20 protein-coding genes and 3 tRNA genes are annotated in these 16,662 nt (G+C 71.7%); 2 read left to right on the forward strand and 21 right to left on the reverse strand.

Annotation, left to right across the window (positions count from 1 at the left end; translation table 11 throughout):
• Window positions 1-173: 173 nt before the first annotated feature.
• The 20 genes from rplL to ACFYWL_RS01430 form a co-directional block, all read right to left on the reverse strand.
• Window positions 174-563, reverse strand: a complete 390-nt coding sequence (gene rplL / locus ACFYWL_RS01335) for a 50S ribosomal protein L7/L12 (RefSeq protein ID WP_074472514.1) — start codon at window positions 561-563, stop codon at window positions 174-176.
• Between the two features lie 54 nt (window positions 564-617).
• The gene (rplJ, locus tag ACFYWL_RS01340) at window positions 618-1,166 is read right to left on the reverse strand and encodes a 50S ribosomal protein L10 (protein ID WP_043965482.1); all 549 of its coding nucleotides are present in this window, start codon (window positions 1,164-1,166) and stop codon (window positions 618-620) included.
• A 332-nt stretch (window positions 1,167-1,498) separates the two neighbouring features.
• On the reverse strand, window positions 1,499-1,855 hold the full coding sequence (locus ACFYWL_RS01345; protein WP_386965727.1) for a hypothetical protein: 357 nt from the start codon (window positions 1,853-1,855) through the stop codon (window positions 1,499-1,501).
• A gap of 12 nt (window positions 1,856-1,867) precedes the next feature.
• Window positions 1,868-2,188 (reverse strand): hypothetical protein, encoded by a 321-nt coding sequence (locus tag ACFYWL_RS01350; RefSeq protein WP_386965730.1) that lies wholly within the window; start codon window positions 2,186-2,188, stop codon window positions 1,868-1,870.
• Window positions 2,185-3,006 (reverse strand): ATP-binding cassette domain-containing protein, encoded by an 822-nt coding sequence (locus ACFYWL_RS01355; RefSeq protein ID WP_386965732.1) that lies wholly within the window; start codon window positions 3,004-3,006, stop codon window positions 2,185-2,187. Before ACFYWL_RS01355 ends, ACFYWL_RS01350 begins: the two co-directional genes overlap by 4 nt.
• A gap of 78 nt (window positions 3,007-3,084) precedes the next feature.
• Window positions 3,085-3,798, reverse strand: a complete 714-nt coding sequence (gene rplA / locus ACFYWL_RS01360; protein ID WP_386965735.1) for a 50S ribosomal protein L1 — start codon at window positions 3,796-3,798, stop codon at window positions 3,085-3,087.
• An 85-nt stretch (window positions 3,799-3,883) separates the two neighbouring features.
• The gene (gene rplK / locus ACFYWL_RS01365; RefSeq protein WP_386965738.1) at window positions 3,884-4,315 is read right to left on the reverse strand and encodes a 50S ribosomal protein L11; all 432 of its coding nucleotides are present in this window, start codon (window positions 4,313-4,315) and stop codon (window positions 3,884-3,886) included.
• Between the two features lie 194 nt (window positions 4,316-4,509).
• Window positions 4,510-5,232, reverse strand: a complete 723-nt coding sequence (gene nusG / locus ACFYWL_RS01370; protein ID WP_386965741.1) for a transcription termination/antitermination protein NusG — start codon at window positions 5,230-5,232, stop codon at window positions 4,510-4,512.
• Between the two features lie 38 nt (window positions 5,233-5,270).
• A complete protein-coding gene (gene secE / locus ACFYWL_RS01375; protein ID WP_077938286.1) occupies window positions 5,271-5,666 on the reverse strand; it encodes a preprotein translocase subunit SecE in 396 nt (131 codons plus the stop codon).
• Window positions 5,667-5,876: 210 nt separating this feature from the next.
• Window positions 5,877-5,949: transfer RNA gene (locus ACFYWL_RS01380), tRNA-Trp, on the reverse strand.
• A gap of 127 nt (window positions 5,950-6,076) precedes the next feature.
• A complete protein-coding gene (locus tag ACFYWL_RS01385) occupies window positions 6,077-6,469 on the reverse strand; it encodes a MaoC/PaaZ C-terminal domain-containing protein (protein WP_282328220.1) in 393 nt (130 codons plus the stop codon).
• A 1-nt stretch (window position 6,470) separates the two neighbouring features.
• Complete coding sequence (locus ACFYWL_RS01390; protein ID WP_386965744.1) at window positions 6,471-6,917, reverse strand: MaoC family dehydratase N-terminal domain-containing protein; 447 nt, start codon at window positions 6,915-6,917, stop codon at window positions 6,471-6,473.
• A 123-nt stretch (window positions 6,918-7,040) separates the two neighbouring features.
• Window positions 7,041-7,208, reverse strand: a complete 168-nt coding sequence (gene rpmG / locus ACFYWL_RS01395) for a 50S ribosomal protein L33 (protein ID WP_013288652.1) — start codon at window positions 7,206-7,208, stop codon at window positions 7,041-7,043.
• Between the two features lie 133 nt (window positions 7,209-7,341).
• Window positions 7,342-7,414, reverse strand: a tRNA-Met gene (locus ACFYWL_RS01400).
• A gap of 25 nt (window positions 7,415-7,439) precedes the next feature.
• Window positions 7,440-7,512 (reverse strand) — tRNA-Thr (locus tag ACFYWL_RS01405).
• Window positions 7,513-7,638: 126 nt separating this feature from the next.
• The gene (locus ACFYWL_RS01410; RefSeq protein ID WP_386965747.1) at window positions 7,639-10,179 is read right to left on the reverse strand and encodes a putative bifunctional diguanylate cyclase/phosphodiesterase; all 2,541 of its coding nucleotides are present in this window, start codon (window positions 10,177-10,179) and stop codon (window positions 7,639-7,641) included.
• Window positions 10,180-10,300: 121 nt separating this feature from the next.
• On the reverse strand, window positions 10,301-10,447 hold the full coding sequence (locus tag ACFYWL_RS01415; protein ID WP_386965749.1) for a hypothetical protein: 147 nt from the start codon (window positions 10,445-10,447) through the stop codon (window positions 10,301-10,303).
• Between the two features lie 468 nt (window positions 10,448-10,915).
• Entirely contained in the window at window positions 10,916-11,542 is a 627-nt protein-coding gene (locus tag ACFYWL_RS01420; protein WP_386965752.1) for a class I SAM-dependent methyltransferase, read from the reverse strand.
• A 365-nt stretch (window positions 11,543-11,907) separates the two neighbouring features.
• Window positions 11,908-13,098 (reverse strand): helix-turn-helix domain-containing protein, encoded by a 1,191-nt coding sequence (locus ACFYWL_RS01425; protein WP_386965754.1) that lies wholly within the window; start codon window positions 13,096-13,098, stop codon window positions 11,908-11,910.
• Window positions 13,095-13,241 (reverse strand): hypothetical protein, encoded by a 147-nt coding sequence (locus tag ACFYWL_RS01430; RefSeq protein ID WP_357747063.1) that lies wholly within the window; start codon window positions 13,239-13,241, stop codon window positions 13,095-13,097. Before ACFYWL_RS01430 ends, ACFYWL_RS01425 begins: the two co-directional genes overlap by 4 nt.
• Before the next feature lie 272 nt (window positions 13,242-13,513).
• On the opposite strand from ACFYWL_RS01430, the gene ACFYWL_RS01435 reads away from it, so the two are divergent.
• Both ACFYWL_RS01435 and ACFYWL_RS01440 read left to right on the forward strand, forming a co-directional pair.
• Window positions 13,514-14,404: a sigma-70 family RNA polymerase sigma factor gene (locus ACFYWL_RS01435; protein WP_386965757.1), complete on the forward strand. Its 891-nt coding sequence runs from the start codon at window positions 13,514-13,516 to the stop codon at window positions 14,402-14,404.
• Window positions 14,358-15,203 carry a protein phosphatase 2C domain-containing protein gene (locus ACFYWL_RS01440; protein ID WP_386965760.1) on the forward strand — a complete coding sequence of 282 codons (846 nt, stop codon included), beginning with the start codon at window positions 14,358-14,360 and terminating at the stop codon, window positions 15,201-15,203. Before ACFYWL_RS01435 ends, ACFYWL_RS01440 begins: the two co-directional genes overlap by 47 nt.
• A 402-nt stretch (window positions 15,204-15,605) precedes the next feature.
• On the opposite strand, the gene ACFYWL_RS01445 is transcribed toward ACFYWL_RS01440, so the two are convergent.
• A complete protein-coding gene (locus ACFYWL_RS01445; RefSeq protein WP_386965762.1) occupies window positions 15,606-16,412 on the reverse strand; it encodes a metallophosphoesterase in 807 nt (268 codons plus the stop codon).
• Between the last annotated feature and the right edge of the window lie 250 nt (window positions 16,413-16,662).

Consider the following 16,662-nt stretch of genomic DNA (forward strand, 5'->3'; position numbering starts at 1 on the left):
CGCGCTGGGTGGTGGCGCTGGGGCGCCTGGTCTTAGCTTTGTTGTCGTTGGTCTTACGGGTGGGGGGGGGGTGGGGGGTTGTTCCGCGCGGCCCCCCCCCCCCCCCCCGCCGCGACGCGATGTGCCCTGGCTCACGTGAGGCGAGCCGGGCGCACGCCTGAGTCCTACCTCAATTACTTGAGGGTGACCTTGGCGCCCTCGCCCTCGAGCTTGGCCTTGGCCTTGTCGGCGGTCTCCTTGTTGACCTTCTCCAGGATGGCCTTCGGCGCGGCCTCGACCGCGTCCTTGGCCTCCTTGAGGCCCAGGCCGGTCAGCTCGCGCACGACCTTGATGACCTGGATCTTCTTGCCACCGTCGGCCTCGAGGATGACGTCGAACTCGTCCTTCTCCTCCTCGGCCGGCGCGGCGGCGGCGCCACCGGCGCCACCGGCGGCGGCAACCGCGACCGGGGCGGCCGCGGTGACCTCGAAGGTCTCCTCGAACTGCTTGACGAACTCGGAGAGCTCGATCAGCGTCATCTCCTTGAACGCGTCGAGCAGCTCGTCGGTGCTGAGCTTCGCCATGGCTGGCGTCCTTTCTAACGGTTGTCTAAGAACGTGGGTGCGCCGGACGCGGCCTCAGGCCGCCTCGGCGCCCTCCTGCTCGCGCTTCTTGTCCGCCAGGGCGGCCGCCGCGCGGGCGGCCTTGGAGAGCGGAGCCTGGAACAGGGCCGCGGCCTTGCTCAGGTTGCCCTTCATCGCGCCGGCCAGCTTGGCCAGCAGCACCTCGCGGGACTCCAGGTCGGCGAGCTTCGTGACCTCGGCCGCGGAAATGGCCTTGCCCTCGAAGACGCCGCCCTTGATGACGAGCTTCGGGTTGGCCTTCGCGAAGTCGCGAAGCCCCTTCGCCGCCTCGACGACGTCGCCCGAAACGAAAGTCAGCGCGGTAGGACCGGTGAACAGCTCGTCGAGGCCGGAGATGCCCGCGTCGGCCGCGGCACGCTTCGCCAGCGTGTTCTTCGCGACCGTGTAGGTGGTCTCCTTGCCGAGCGAGCGCCGCAGCTGGGTGAGCTGGGAAACCGTCAGACCACGGTACTCGGTCAGCACCGTAGCTCCCGCGTTGCGGAAGTTGTCGGTCATCTCAGCGACTGCCGTGGCCTTGTCGGCCCGGATCGGCTTGTCCGCCATGTCCCTCCTCTCTCGTTGCTCCAGGCTGATCCACCAGCAGGCCGGATGGGCCTCCCGGTACCGGAGGGCCGCGACAACGAGAAAAGCCCCGGCGCAGGGCGCACGGGGCGAGGGCCGGCCGGTCGCGCCGCAGTCGGCGGACCACGGGAACACAGCCGAGTTTCGCTTGCCGCCCTGCGCGGGTCGCCCGTCGGATCGGGACCTTCGACCGTGCCGGAGCACGGTGACCAGCGGTCTCTGGGTGGTACTTCGCCGCAAGGTTACGCGACACGCCCCGTGAGCACCAAATCGCCCCCGGGTGCGCCCCGTCACTCCCCCGCCGGCCGGACCTCTCAGGCGCGGGCGCGCCGCCGCCAGGCGTACCCGGCGAGCGCCGCCGCGCTCCAGGCGACGGCCCAGGCGGTGAGCAGGGCAACCGAGGCGGGGGACGGGCCGTCGGCCGTGGCCCGGGCGACCGGCAGCACCGGGGGCGCGAGCCAGGGGACCACCGAGGCCGACAGGCCGAGGACCAACGAGCCGACCGCGCCGAGCGCCAGCACCGCCGCCCCGTAACCGGCGCTGCCCGTCACCGCCCGGCTGGCCAGCGCGCCCAGCGCCACCGCGGCGGGCAGGGCGAGCAGGTGCGCCCAGACGCCGAGGGCCACCCCGGCGGCCACCGACGGGCCGCCCGGCTCCGCCTGGCCGGACACCCCGCCCACCAGCTAGGGGAAGACCAGCGCGACGGCGACCGTGCCGAGCCCGGCCACCACCCCCGCGAGCAGCCCGGCGGCCCACTCCCGGGCGGCGCCGGCGAGCACCAGGGCCAGCCGGCGCTGCACGTCCGGCTCGACGTCGAGCAAAAGCTTGGTCTGCCACGCCAGCACCGGGAAGAGCACCACCGCCGACACGCCGTACGCCTCCGCCGGCTGGGCCCGGCCGCCGCCGTAGAGGACGCCGAGGGCGAGCAGGCCGGCCAGCAGCGGGGCGACCGCCCGTCCGGTACGCAGGAAGCCGGCCAGCCGCAGCCGCACGAGCGCGGTCACCGGGGCGCCTGCCCGCCCGCCCCGGGATCGGGGGCGGGAGCGGGTGGGCCCCCGGCGGGAACGGGGGAGTCGGGCGGGGCGGGGTCGGCGCGTACGCGAAGGACGTGGTGACCGTCGGCGCGGAGCCGGGCCACGGCACCCGCGGCGCGCGCGGCCGGGACCGCCACCTCGACCACGACGAGCGCCCCCGGCGGCGCGTCGGTCGACGCCTGCGCGGTGACGGTGCCGTCGGCGACCGTCCAGCGGGCCGCGCCCGGCAGCCGGGCCGTCTCGCCCCGGTGGTCGCTGACCAGCACCGACCCGCCGGCCGCCAGCACCTCGTCGATCAGGGCGGGGACCAGGTCGCGGGCGGCGGCGTCGAGGCCCTCCCAGGGCTCGTCGAGGATGAGCAGGCCGGGCCGGCGGAGCATCGCCTGGGCCAGGCCGACCTTCTGGGCGGTGCCCTTGGACAGCTCGGGCAGCCGCACCCCGTGGAAGGGGCCCAGGCCCAGCCGCTCGGTCCACCGCCGCACGGCCTCGGCGGCCTCGGCCCCGCCCAGGCCGGCGACGCGGGCCATGCCGGTGAGGTAGCGGCCCACGGTGAACGGCTGGTCGGCGGGGAAGCGCTCCGGGACCCAGCCGACGTGCCGGGGCCGGTCGACGACGCGGCCCCGGGCCGGCCGGAGCACCCCGGCCGCGAGCTGGAGCAGCGTGGACTTGCCGACGCCGTTGCGGCCGAGCACGACGGCGGCCTCGCCTGCGCCCAGCCGCAGGTCGACCTGCCGCAGCACCCACGGGCCGCGCCGGTGGTAACGGAGCCAGACGTCCTCCCAGCGCATGCCGCGAGCCTGCCACACCGGACAGACGGACGGGGCCCCGCCACGAGTCGTGGCGGGGCCCCGGCGAGGCGGTGGTGCTCAGGCCTCGACGCCCTCCTGGAGGTTCTTGATCAGGTTGGGGTCGACCGGCACGCCCGGGCCCATCGTGGTGGTGAGGGTGACCTTCTTGAGGTACTTGCCCTTGGCCGCCGAGGGCTTGGCCCGCAGCACCTCGTCGAGGACCGCCGCGTAGTTGTCGATCAGCTGGGTCTCGGAGAACGAGGCCTTGCCGATGATCAGGTGGAGGTTGGAGTGCTTGTCCACCCGGAAGGTGATCTTGCCGCCCTTGATGTCCGAGACGGCCTTGGTGACGTCCATGGTCACGGTGCCGGTCTTCGGGTTCGGCATCAGGCCGCGCGGGCCCAGGATCCGCGCGATCCGGCCGATCTTGGCCATCTGGTCCGGCGTGGCGATCGCCGCGTCGAAGTCGAGCCAGCCGCCCTGAATGCGGGCGACGAGCTCGTCGGTGCCCACCTCGTCCGCACCCGCGGCGACGGCCTCCTCGGCCTTCGCGCCGGCGGCGAAGACGATCACGCGGGCGGTCTTGCCGGTGCCGTGCGGCAGGTTGACCGTGCCGCGGACCATCTGGTCCGCCTTGCGGGGGTCGACGCCGAGGCGCATGGCGACCTCGACCGTGGCGTCGAACTTGGTGCTGGTGGTGTCCTTGGCGATCTTGACCGCCTCGGCCGGCGTGTAGAGCTTCGACCGGTCGATGACCTCGGCGGCCTTGCGGTAGGTCTTGCTGCGCTGCATCTCTGCTTACTCCTGTGGTCTATGGCGGGCCGCGGCGCTCCGCGTGCCCTCCCACGAACTGATCGGGTGAGGCGGTGGGGCGAGGTCAGTCGCCGACGGTCAGGCCCATCGACCGGGCGGTGCCGGCGATGATCTTCTCAGCCTGGTCGAGGTCGTTGGCGTTGAGGTCGACCATCTTCTTCTCGGCGATCTCCCGCAGCTGGGCGCGGGTGACGGAGCCGACCTTCTCCTTCTGCGGGTTGCCGGAGCCCTTCTGCACGCCGGCGGCCTTGATCAGCAGCTGGGCGGCGGGCGGGGTCTTCAGGACGAAGGTGAAGCTGCGGTCCTCGTAGACGCTGATCTCGGCGGGGACGATGTCGCCCCGCTGGGCCTCGGTCTGCGCGTTGTAGGTCTTGCAGAACTCCATGATGTTGACGCCGTGCTGGCCGAGCGCGGGGCCGACCGGCGGCGCCGGGGTCGCCTGGCCCGCCTTGAGCTGAAGCGTGAACGTCTTGACGAGCTTCTTCTTCGGAGGCATGTCTCTTCCTGGGGCTTGGAACTGGGAAAGGTGCCGGCCGGGGGCGCGCACGGTCAGCGCGATGCGACGGCCGACGTTCTAGGTTAGCGCAAGGCTCCGCCACCGGATGCGGCGAGGTCCGGCGGGGCCGGCACCGGGGGCGTGAACGGCCTCGCCGGCGGCGGGCCGCTGCCCACCGCCGGCGAGACGGGACGTCAGATCTTGGTGACCTGGTTGAAGTTCAGCTCGACCGGCGTCTCCCGGCCGAAGATCGACACCAGCACCTTGAGCTTCTGCTGGTCGGCGTTGATCTCGCTGATCGTCGCCGGCAGCGAGGCGAACGCGCCGTCGGTGACGGTCACCGAGTCGCCCACCTCGAAGTCGAGGACCTTGACCTCGGGCTTGGCCTTCTTCTGCTCGGTCTCGACCGCCGGGGCCAGCCACTTGAGCACCTCGTCGAGGCTCAGCGGCGCGGGCCGGTCGGCCCGGTCGGTCGCCCCCACGAAGCCGGTGACCCCCGGGGTGTTCCGCACGCAGGAGTAGGACTCGGCGGTCAGCTCCATCCGGACCAGGATGTAGCCCGGGAAGACCTTGGCCTGGATCTGGGACCGCTTGCCGTTCTTGACCTCGACCTCTTCCCGGGTCGGCACCTCGACCTGGTAGATGTAGTCCTCCATGTCGAGGGACGTGATCCGGGTCTCGAGGTTGGTCTTGACCTTGTTCTCGTAGCCGGCGTACGAGTGCACCACGTACCAGTCGCCCGGCGCGTAGCGCAGCTTCTGGCGCAGCTCCGCGACCGGGTCGTAGTCCTCGTCCGGGGCGGGCTCGGTGGTCGGAAAGTCCGGCTCGCTGGCGGCCTCGACCGACTCATCGTTGGCCGCCGTCGCCACCGCGGACTGCTCGTCCGTGGTCTCGGCGGTCTCGTCGTACTCAGGCACGCTCGCTCACTTCCGTAACTATCGGCTGGATCAGCCGGTCAGCTGGGGTTGCCGAAGACCCACAGCACGCCCTTCGCGAAGGCGTAGTCCAGGCCGGCCACGATCGTCAGCATCACGGCGACGAAGGTGACCACCACCGCGGTGTAGGTCAGCAGCTCCTTGCGGGTCGGCCAGATGACCTTACGCAGCTCGGCCACGACCTCGCGGAAGAACCGCGCGATGCGGGCGAACAGCCCGATCCGCTCGGTGTCCTTGCGGGTCTTCCTCTCGTCGGCCGACTCGGCCTTGGCCCGCGCCCGGGTGGCCGTGCCACCGCGGGAGACCGGCTCGTCCGCGTCGGAGGCGTCGTCGTCGGCGGCCACGTCGTCGGCGACCTCGTCGTTCAGACGGTCGTCGTCGCCGGCGTCCTCGCTGCGCCGCTTGTTCTCGGCCACTTCGCCCTCCGTCGCGGGAATCGGGTCGCACGCCGTGCGGCGTGCGCGGCGCTGGTCACGCCGGCCGGACCAACCGTCCCGCGACGGGCCGCGGCCGGCGGATCGACGGACGGGCCCCGATGCCTCGGAACCACCCCGCCGATGCCACCACCACGGGCCGGACGCCGCCGGTTGGCGGCGCGACCCACGGGAACGGTCAGGCCTGAGGCGCAGGGGTGACAGGACTTGAACCTGCAGCCTGCGGTTTTGGAGACCGCTGCTCTGCCAATTGAGCTACACCCCTGTGCGGCAACGCTCGCCCGACCCGGCCATGACGCACCGGGCGGGGTCACTTGCCCCACGGCGGACCAGTGTACGGGTACCGACCCGACTTTCCCAACCGGTCTGCCCCCGCGCGTGGCGCGACCTGCTCAGCGGGGCGTGCGGATCACCGCCCGGGCCTGCGAGAGCACCTTCTCGCCCCGGCACGTCGCGGTGATGTCGAGCCTGGTCAGGCCCTCCCCCGCGCCCTCGCGGACCTTCGCGGACACCTCGATCTCGGTGCCGGCGTCGTCGTCGGGGACGACCACCGGGCGGGCGAACCGGACCCCATAGTCGACCACCGCGTCGGGCGCGCCGGCCCACTCGGCGACCGCCCGGCCCACCAGGGCCATGGTGAACATGCCGTGCGCGATGACCCCGGGCAGGCCGACGCCGGTGGCGACCCGGTCGCTCCAGTGGATCGGGTTGAAGTCGCCCGACGCGCCCGCGTAGCGGACCAGGTCGGCCCGGGTGACCCGGAAGGTCCGGGTGGACAGCTCCATGTCAGCCCTCCCCGCGTACGACGAGCTTGGACCAGACGGCGACCACCGGCTCGCCGGCGGCCGTGCTCACGTCGGTGCGGGTGGTCAGGAAGTCGTGCCCGCCCCGGCTGGTGATGTCCTCGATGGTGTTCACGCAGACCAGCTCGTCTCCGGCCACCACCGGCCGGGTGTAGGCGAACCGCTGGTCGCCGTGGACCACCCGGCTGTAGTCGACCCCGAGGGCCGGGTCGTCGACGATCTGCCGGGTGGCGGCCATGGTGATCACCACGGGGAAGGTCGGCGGGGCCACCACGTCCGGGTGCCCGAGCGCGCGGGCGGCCTCCGGGTCGTGGTGCGCCGGGTCGGCGGCGCCGATCGCCGTGGCGAACTCGCGGATCTTTTCACGGCCCACCTGGTAGGGGGCGGTCGGCGGATAGGTCCGGCCGACGTAGGACGGGTCCAGGGACATGCCCGAGAACCTACACGGGAAGCACGAAAGCCGACCCGGGGGCGGACGGTCGGCCGGTTGGCCGCGCGCTCGCTCCGGATCGGCGATCGGGTGTCGTGCTGGCCGGCAGGAGCCGGCGACGGGTCAGCGGGTCTCGCGGTGAACCGTGTGCTTGCCGTCCCGGGGGCAGAACTTCTTCAGCTCGATGCGGTCCGGGTCGTTGCGGCGGTTCTTGCGCGTGATGTAGTTGCGCTCCTTGCACTCCACACACGCCAAAGTGATCTTCGGCCGGACATCGGTAGCCTTCGCCACGGCGGAGTGCCTTCCTCGCTAACGGACAACAACTACAGCGCCTCAGCCTACGCGCTGGCGACGCGGACATGCAAAGTGGGCGCCTATGGCGCCCATCCCACCGACCACCGGAAGCTGGCCCGGAGGACGAGAGTAGCGGTGGCCGGACTTGAACCGGCGACACAGCGATTATGAGCCGCTTGCTCTGCCATCTGAGCTACACCGCCGTGGCGGGTCCAGCCGGACCCTTTGAGCCCCCTTACGGAATCGAACCGTAGACCTTCTCCTTACCATGGAGACGCTCTGCCGACTGAGCTAAGGGGGCCTGCGCGATCACTCGGTGGCCGCGCAGGGGTAAGAGTACACGGCCCCGCGCCGGAGGTGAAATCGGATCCCCCCACCCTTGCGCGTCGCAACGTTCTCCCAGCTCAGCACCATGTTCATGTCAAATTCAGGGGACGATGCGCAGCCGCCGGACGTCCGGGGTGACGAGCGCCTCGGACTCCAACTGGGCCCCGAACCACGCCTCCAGCCGCTCGTACGGCAGCGGCCGGCTGAACAGGAAGCCCTGGCCGATCTCGCAGCCGATGTCCTGGAGCAGCTCCAGGGTCAGCTCGCTCTCCACCCCCTCGGCCACCACCGCGAGGCCGAACTGCTGGGAGAGGGTCACCACGGCGTTGACGATGGCCAGGTCTCCCGGGTCGGTCGCCATGCCCTGCACGAAGGAGCGGTCGACCTTCACCTCGTGCACGGGGAGCCGGCGCAGGTAGGCCAGCGAGGAGGAGCCGGTGCCGAAGTCGTCCACCGACAGCCGCACCCCGAGGTCGCGCAGCCGGCGCAGCGTCGGGATCGGGCGGTCGGTGCCGTCGAGCACCCCGGCCTCGCGGATCTCGAAGGTGAGCCGCTGCGGGGGCACGTCGTACTCGGCGAGCAGCTCGCGCACGCGGTCGGGAAAGTGCCGGTCGGTGAGCGTACGCGCGGAGAGGTTGACCGCGACGGCGAGCGGCTGCTCGGCGTGCGCCCAGTCCCGGCTGCGCCGCAGCCCCTCCCGCAACACCACCTCGGTGAGCCTGCCCAACTGGCCGGTGTGTTCCGCCACCGCCACGAAGTCCTCCGGGGCGACCTCGCCGTGCGCCGGGTGCTCCCAGCGGGCCAGGCACTCCACCCCGACCAGCCGACGGTCCCGCAGCGTCACCTTCGGCTGGAAGTAGACCTCCAGCGCGCCGTCGTCGAGGGCCTTGCGCAGGTCGCCCGCGAGGCCGAGGCGGCGCAGCGAGCGCGACTCCAGCGCCGGGTTGAACAACTGGATGCTGCCCGGCATGGACTTCGCCGCCGTGGCGGCCAGGTCGACCCGTTGCAGCAGGGTCGCGGCGTCGCTGCCGTGGTCGGGGTGCACGGCGACGCCGACGGCCGTGTCGACGTCCAGCGTGAACGCGTCGAAGACCATCTCGGCGCGGATCTCCTCGCGCAGTCGGGCGGCCAGCTCCAGCGCCGCCTCGGCGTTCTCCAGCCGCAGCGTCACCAGGAACTCGTCGCCGCCGGCCCGGCCGACCAGCGCCGAGGAGGGCGCGGAGTCGCGCAGCCGGACGGCGACCTCGGCGAGCACCTGGTCGCCGGCCGCGTGCCCGAGCGACTCGTTGACCTGGCGCAGCCCGTCGACGTCGAACAGCAGGACGGCCACCACCTCGCCCGGGGCCCGGATCTTCACGGCCTCGTCGAGCGCCGCGCTGATCCGCCGCCGGTTGGGCAGCTTGGTCAGCGTGTCGTGGTAGGCGTCGTGGCGCAGCCGGTCGACCAGCCGGGAGTTCTCCAGGGCCACCGCCGCGTGGGCGGCGACCGTCTCGATCACCGGCACGTCCGCCGCGGTGAAGTGGCCGACGTCGCTGAGCCGGTTGACCACCTCCAGCGTGCCGATCACCGCCTCGCCGGAGCGCAGCGGCACGACGATCGCGTCCTTGGTCGACTCCGCCCGGAGCATGGCCAACTGCACGCGGTCCCCGCCGAGCCGCGCGCCGAGCGCGACGGTCTGCCGCTGCTGCACGACCTGCTCCCGCACCGTCGCCGGGATCTTCGAGAAGTCGAGCAGGCCCCGCCCGTCGATGCGGGCGGTCAGCAGCACCTCCGGGTGCCGGCCCTGGGCGGGCAGCCACAGGGTGGCGTACTCGGCCTGCATGAGGGCGCGGACCCGGCCGAGCAGCGCGTCCGGCAGCGTGCCGTCCTGGCCGCTGCGGGTCATCGCCCGGGTCAGGTCGTAGATGTCGGCCAGCGTGCGGTGCTGGCGGAGGAACTGGGCGTACGCCCGGTAGACCAGCGCCACCGTGATCGCGAGCGCGCCGAGCAGCAGCAGCGACCAGTAGGTGGCCTTCAGCGCGAGCAGGATGATCAGGCCGACGGTCGCGTTCACCGCCGCCGCGAGCAGCGGCACGGTGGACGTCCGGACCACCTCCAGCCCGGCCTGCCAGCCCTGGAGCAGCGTGATCACGCCGACCACGGCGGCGAGGGTGACCAGGGTGACGGTGCTGACCGCCGCGAAGAGGATGCCCCACGTGCCGGGGCCCACCCCCCGGATCGGGGGCAACGCCAGCAGGACCAGGCCCGCGAGGGACGTCGCCGCGGCGGACCGGGCGACGTTGAACGCGAACTTGGCGGGGCCGAGCCGCCGCCGGAGCTGGGCGATCAGGGCGGCCAGGGTGGCCACCAGCACCAGGGTCAGCGGCGGAAGATAGTAGAGCGCCAGGACCAGCGGGATCTCGGTGATCGTGGCGGAGAGCGTCTGCCGCCGGACGATGAAGCTCAGCACCGGCAGGTGGGCGGCGACCAGGGCGGTGAGCAGCAGCAGGCCCAGGCCCCACTCGCCGTAGGCTTCCTGCTTGTCGTCGGTGACCAGCGCGATCAGCAGGCAGCAGATGACCGCCAGGAACGCCAAAGGCCCGGTGATCAGCCAGGCCAGGTCAGTCCCGCGCCGTCGCACGGCTGCCGCTCGGCTCGTCATCCTGCTCCCTTGTTGTCACCGAGAGTGAACTCCGCGCCGATGCCTGGCCCGTGTCTGGCCACTACCGCCGCCGCCCGGTGGGTGGCCGGGCGGCGGCGGTGTCACACGAACTGCGAAGAACCTAGTTCCACTCGAACTCGAGGCTCACCAGGTCGCCCGAGCCCTTGGCCGGAGCACCGGCGACGGAGGCGACCGAAGCGGCACCCGAGGCGAGCGCGAAGAGCATCAGGGTCAAGCCGAGCAGCCGACCCAGCTTTTGAGTAGGCATCTGTGGGGCTCCTGTCACGAAACGGGCAGCACGGGGGGCGTGAAGATTCCATGATGGTGCCACACCCACTGAGGGCAACAAAGCCCTCGGTGGCCGGGCTCCGCCTGGACGGCAACAAGTCCGACCGATCGGCAGGACGCCCTGCCTGGCGGGGTGATACCCCTGCGTTCCCGCGTTCCACGCCGTCCTTCATTTGGCGAACACTCGGACCTAGCGCGCCAATCATGGAAATTCATTGAATGCATGCTCCAGCCCCCTGGCGCCACGCATCGGGAAACAGCACACCACAGACGACGAGATATCGAAAGGGACCTTCGTCCCGAACCCGCATCGACCCCGCGTCGACCCCGGGGCGGGGCTGGGCGGGGCCGGGCGGGGCGGGGCCCGCCATGTCGGCGACATGGCGGTATCCCGGCCGCCGGATACCGCCACCTGCCCGACATGGTGGCGCCCCGCCCGCCGAACCGGTCAGGCTGGGGGTCGCCGGGCCCAGAAGAGGGTGTGCCCGCTCGTCCCCTCGGGCACGAACTCCTCGGCGGTGACCAGCAGCCCGGCCTCCCGCAGCCAGGTGCGGTAGGTCGACGCGTCGGCCTGACTCCACCACATGGCGGCGGGGCCGCCGAGCCAGTTGTCCTCGGTGCCCGTCCAGGCACTGTCGCCGACGGTGGCCAGCAGCCAGCCGCCCGGGCGCAGCCAGGTGGCGATCCGCCCGATGAGGCGGGGCTGCTCGGGCAGGGGCAGGTGGATGAGGGCGTACAGGCAGATGATGGCGTCGAACGAGCCCGGCGGCAGGTCGACGCGGGTGGCGTCGGCGCGGAGGAAGGTCCCGGTGGGCACCAGGCGGCGCGCCCGCTCGACCTGCACGGAGCTGATGTCGACGCCCGTCACCTGGTGCCCGGCGGCGGCGAGGAAGCGTGCAACCGGCACGCCACAGCCGCAGCCGAGATCGAGGACCGCCGCCGCGGCCGGCAGGCGTCGGTGCAATGCGGCCAGCCACGGAGCGTATTGGCCGTCCCCGGCATCGTCCGCTCGGTAGTGGTATGACAACGCGTCGTATCCGTGCTCGACCAAGGCGCGCTCGTCAGCATCGTCCATCTTCGCGAGGCTAGACGGCGCGATGCCGCGCGCCCATTCGATTTCCCCGGAAAGGGCGGAGTCGCCGCCCATTGCCATTGCCCCGGCGGGCGGTTCCCGCGGTGCCTTTGGAGCTGAGTCGGATACGACATCACGCACGACGCCCGGCCGCACTCCCGAAGCGCCATCCCCACCCCACTCGTTCCCGGATGGCAACACCTTGGTCGCTTGCTCGTCACCGGCGCGACACGGCGAACCGGATACCGGCACACGGCGGACGATCCTCGTGGCCGACCGTCGGGCGCTGCCGGAGCCGGTAGCACCGTCGGACGGGGCCGCAGGGCCGGCGGCGCGACGGCAGTAGTGCGGCACGATCGGGCGGCTGCCTACTGCCGGGTGAGGCCGATGGTGGCGGCGAGGCGGGCAACGTCGGCGGCGGTGAGTCCGGTGCGGACGACGGCGGTGAGGGCGGCGCGTGCGGCGGGGCGGGTGCGCGCCTCGGCGGGGGCGATCTGGTCGGCGGCGACCAGGGCGCGGCCGGCGGCCCGCGGGTCGCCCAGATCGAGGTGGGCGCGGGCGATGTCGATGAGGTGGGCGGCGCGATGCTCGGCGGGAAGCCGGTGCCAGCCGTCGCCGCTGGTGGCGTACCGATGGATGGTCACGGCCTGGTGGTGGTCGCCGAGCTGGGTGGCGACCAGGGCGCGGGCGACGGTGACGGCGGCGGAGCCGAAGGCGATGCCGTCGCCGTCACGCTGATGGTGGCCGTCGTGCGCGGCGGCGAGGTGGGCGGCGCGCTCGGTGAGGTCGTGGGCGGTGGCGGCGTCGCGGTAGCTTGCGGCGGCGAGGGCGGCTTCGAGCAGCAGCGTCCCGGCGAGGCCGGGGTCCGGCGGGCGGTCGTGCGCCGCCGGGTCAGTCTGGTGTACGGCGCTGAGCGCGGCGGCCTGCGCGAGGCGTCCCCGGTGCAGGGCGCGGAGGGCCTGGGCGAGGGAGACGGCGGCGAGCGCGGTGCGGTGCGGGTCGCCGGCGGCGGCGGTCATGGCGCGGTCGGCGGCCAGCCAGGCGAGGTGGGGCTGGCCGAGCTTGACCAGCGTCTGGGCGGTCAGCCGGTAGACGCGGACGGGCGGGTCGGCCGCCGGCTCGGCGCGGGTGGTGTGCCGGGTGGCGGCGAGCAGGTCGGGCAGGGCGCGCAGGACCTGGGCGTGGTGGCCGTTACGGTACGCGGCCCAGGCGTGCCCGGCCCGGTCGTCGAGCTGCCGCGCGGTCGGGCTGTCGGCGTCGGCCCCGGGTGGGTCGTGGCGGGCCAGCGCCGTGCGGATGCGTTCCACGGCGGCGTCGGTGTCGGTGACGCCTTCCCGGCGGGGCTTGCCGGTGAGCAGGATCGTCGGGGTGACGCCGAGGGCGGCGGCGACGGTTTCGATGACGGAGAGCCGGTCGAGGGTGCGTACGCCTCGTTCGACCTTGTCGACCCAGCTCTTGGACTTGCCGATCCGGTCGGCGAAGACCTGCTGACTCATCCCCCGGCGGGCCCGCAGCTCCGCCATCCGCCGCCCGATCGGCACCTCGTCGCGAGCGCTCATCTGTCCTGCTCCACCGGCGGCATGGCCAGGGTGGACTCGCCGCAGCGCGGGCACCAGCGGGACTTGACGCGGAAGGCGAGCAACCCGAGCAGGAAGCCCGGCACCAGCCCACCGAACACAATCGACACGACCCCGGAGATCACGAGCACTCCCGCTTCCTGGGCAGATCAGAGGTGTGGACAGGCGAGGTCGTCCGAAGACGTCGCCTCACCTGGGCCGCCACCTCTCTGAGCGGCACCGGAAGGTTGATCGCGTTCGGGGTCATTGCCGGCCCTCCTGGATCTCCGTCTACCCCCCTAGACAGTCGGCCTTGGAGGCCGCCTCATTTGTCTAGGGGGATATACAGCACGGTAGGGTCGGTACGGTTGGAGCGTCAAGGGGGCTCGACGCCCTGACACCTATCACGAGGACCGACATGCCGGGCGAAGTGGACAGGATCGCCGCCATACGTGACCCGTACGAGCTGTTACGGGAGGCGACATCTCGTATGGCAGAGGCTCAGGAGGAGGTCACCGAGCTTGCTCGTCTGCGTCGACGCGTCATCCAGGAACTTCACGACGCGGGCATGTCATATGCACACATTGCGCAGAAGGTAGGACTGACGCGCGGCCGAATTCACCAGATCCGCCACAGTGGCCCCGCGCCCGAAGGCGCTTTCCTCGGGATGGGCGGAGTCTCCATCGCCACGCCCCTCAAGGAAGAGGCGATCAGAGCCCGACCGGTCGTCGCCATCGAAGACGTCGCCGCAGCGCAACGGCTCGGCGAGCTTGCACGCAGCCTGGGCTTGGAGCCTTCCTTCGAGCACGTCCCGGTCGGCGGAGACATCGACCTCAACCGCCCGAACCTGGTGGTGATCTGCGGTCCCCGTATCTCCGATGCGGTCGCCCAGGCGCTCGCCCAGGATCCGGTCCTGCAGTTCGAGCGAGCCAGCGACGGACCCTGGACGCTCGTCGACCGGGCCACGGGCATCGTCTATCGCTCCGGCCAGGACCAGGACCCGCCGACCACCTCGGACGTGGCCTACCTTGGTCGGCTTCCCCGTCCCGACGGCCTCGGATCGCTCATCGTCTTCACGGGCATCCATCCGCCCGGCTCGCTTGGCGTGGTCCACCTGATCTGCACCCAGCTCACCGAACTCTTCGCCCAGGTCAGCACGGCCAACTTCTCCGTGCTTGTTGGCACCGAGTACGAAGCGGGCACCAACGAACCTCGCGAGGTCAAGACCCTGACGCCGTTCTACCGGCTGGAGGAAGGCAACCATGCAGGTCGCGATGGCGACGAGCCCCGGAAAGCACGACCAGCCTAACGAAGACTTCACGGGCAGCGTCCCGCACGCAGTCGTGCTACTGGACGGCGCTGGCCTCTCAGGCACCACCTCGACCTGTTCCCACGGCGTGGCCTGGTACACCCGCCGGCTCGGCGGAGCGTTGTTGTCCCGCTTGGTTCCTGAGGCCGATCACGACCTCACGGCCCTCCTGGCCGACGCCATAGGGGAGGTAGCCGACAGCCATTGTGGAACCTGCGACGTCAACGACCCGAGCAGTCCGTCCGCCACAGTGGTCATGCTCCGGATCACCGGCGATCACGTGGACTATCTGGTGCTCGCGGACTCCGTCCTTGTCTTGGAGCAGCGCGGGGGAAAGCCGCTCGTCATCACCGACAGCCGGGAGGCGGAAGTCGGCCGCCGGTACCGGGCCGCCATGGATTCCGCCGTCAACGACACCCCTGAACACCACCAGGCCCGCCGCGAGTACATCGAAGCCATGAGACGCCACCGGAACCAGCCCGGCGGGTTCTGGGTAGCCGCGGGCGACCCGCGAGCAGCGTCCGAGGCTCTTACCGGAAGCCGCCCGCTCTGTGATCTTGCATCAGCAGCTTTGCTGAGCGACGGTGCCAGCAGACTCACTGACCGGTTTCACCTCGCAGACTGGCCCGAGGTCTTCGCGCTCCTCGGCACAGAAGGTCCGGCTGGGGTGATCCGACGGGTCCGCAGCGCGGAGGCAAGCGACCCGTATGGCACAAGGTGGCCACGCGGCAAGACCCGCGACGACGCCACTATCGTCTACTGCACCCGACTCGACGAGCACGTCCCACTGCCAACTTGACCCCGGCCCGCCCCAGCCAAGCGACGCACGATGTGGGTTGCAACCGGACTCGGGTTCGGCGCTGTAGAGGCCGATGCTGGTGACCTTGCGGACCACTCCCCCTTGAATTGGGTGGGTAGTCCGGAAAGCCACTGACACCCGGGGCGGGCCACCGACGCCGAGACCGGAAAGGCCCTTTGGTACAAGCTCGACACAGACGACGAGGCCCACATGCGACGCAGGTGAGGCGATCAACAACGGCGAATAAGCCATAAAGTCGCCTAAGCGAGGGCAAAGCACCACCAGGGGACAAATTCAACTGTCGCCGAATCCACCCAACGGGCCAGGAGGCTGAAGGCGGCCAGCTGCTCAAGGGCTTGCTGCTCGTCTACCTCGCCTAGGGCCGCATGCGCAGCCGGGTCCCTACAGCGGCGGTTGATGCGTCAACACGATGGCCCGGCCGTCGACGTTGAGCACGTGCCCGGCGCCGAGGCGGGCCAGGGGCGTTTCCCAGTGCACGTGCCCGCACACGGTTAGGGCCGGCGCCTGGGTGCGCAGGTGGGCGCCGATGGCGGGATGGCCGGGCTGGTCGTTGCCCTCGCCCTGGGGACCTTCGTGCAAAACGAGCAGGGCGGGATCGGCGGCAAGCGCGGCGCCGATGCGGGCCAGCTGGGTGGGTTCGCTGCGGCGGCCAGGCCGGCGCGGGTCGCCGATGATGCTCCCGACGCCGGCGAAGCGCACCCCGCCGTGGTCGATCCAGTCTCCGTCCAGCAGCGCCGCGGCGGGGCCGAGCTCGGCCAGCTGGTCGCTGGCGATGACGTCGTGGTTGCCGGCCACCCCGACGACCAGCCGGCAGCCGATCGCGACCAGCGCCCACCACACGTCGGCGACCTCGCCGGAGGCGCCGCGCCGGTCGGCATGGGCGGTGGAGTACAGGTCCCCGACGAGGACCACGGCGAGGCGCTCCGACGGTGGGATGAGCCCCTGCTCGGCCCACACCGGCAGATAGTCAGCCAGCGCGACGCCCAGCAGCACGGGCGGGCCGCCCCACGGCGACGGCGCCACGCCCTGCAGATCCCCGGTGACCAGCACCGCGTCGCAGCCGGCGGGTAATGCCTCGACGCCCAGGCGTCCGACCGGTAGCCGGGCCGTCTCGGTGCCGCCGCCGGACCGCGCCCGATAGTAGGTCACCTCGGTGACCGGTTCGACGCCACGGCCGGTGATGCGCACGCCGACACCGTAGCCGCACCCCGCTTCCACAGCGCTGAGTTTTCTGGCGGCCAGCGGAGCAGGCTGCCGCTAGCCCGATGCGACCTCCGTCAAGACACCTACGGTCCAGACCTCTCAACGCACGCTCCTGCCGCGAAGCGCTCGTCACCGAGGTGACGTCCCCACCACAGGTCAAGAGGCCGCGATCACGCCAGGCGGTACGGAAGCCGAACGGATCGGCCTGGTCGCTGCTTGGGGCTTCCGGCTACCG

Source organism: Micromonospora sp. NPDC002575 (genome assembly GCF_042889525.1).
In the GTDB taxonomy this organism is placed as follows: domain Bacteria; phylum Actinomycetota; class Actinomycetes; order Mycobacteriales; family Micromonosporaceae; genus Micromonospora; species Micromonospora carbonacea.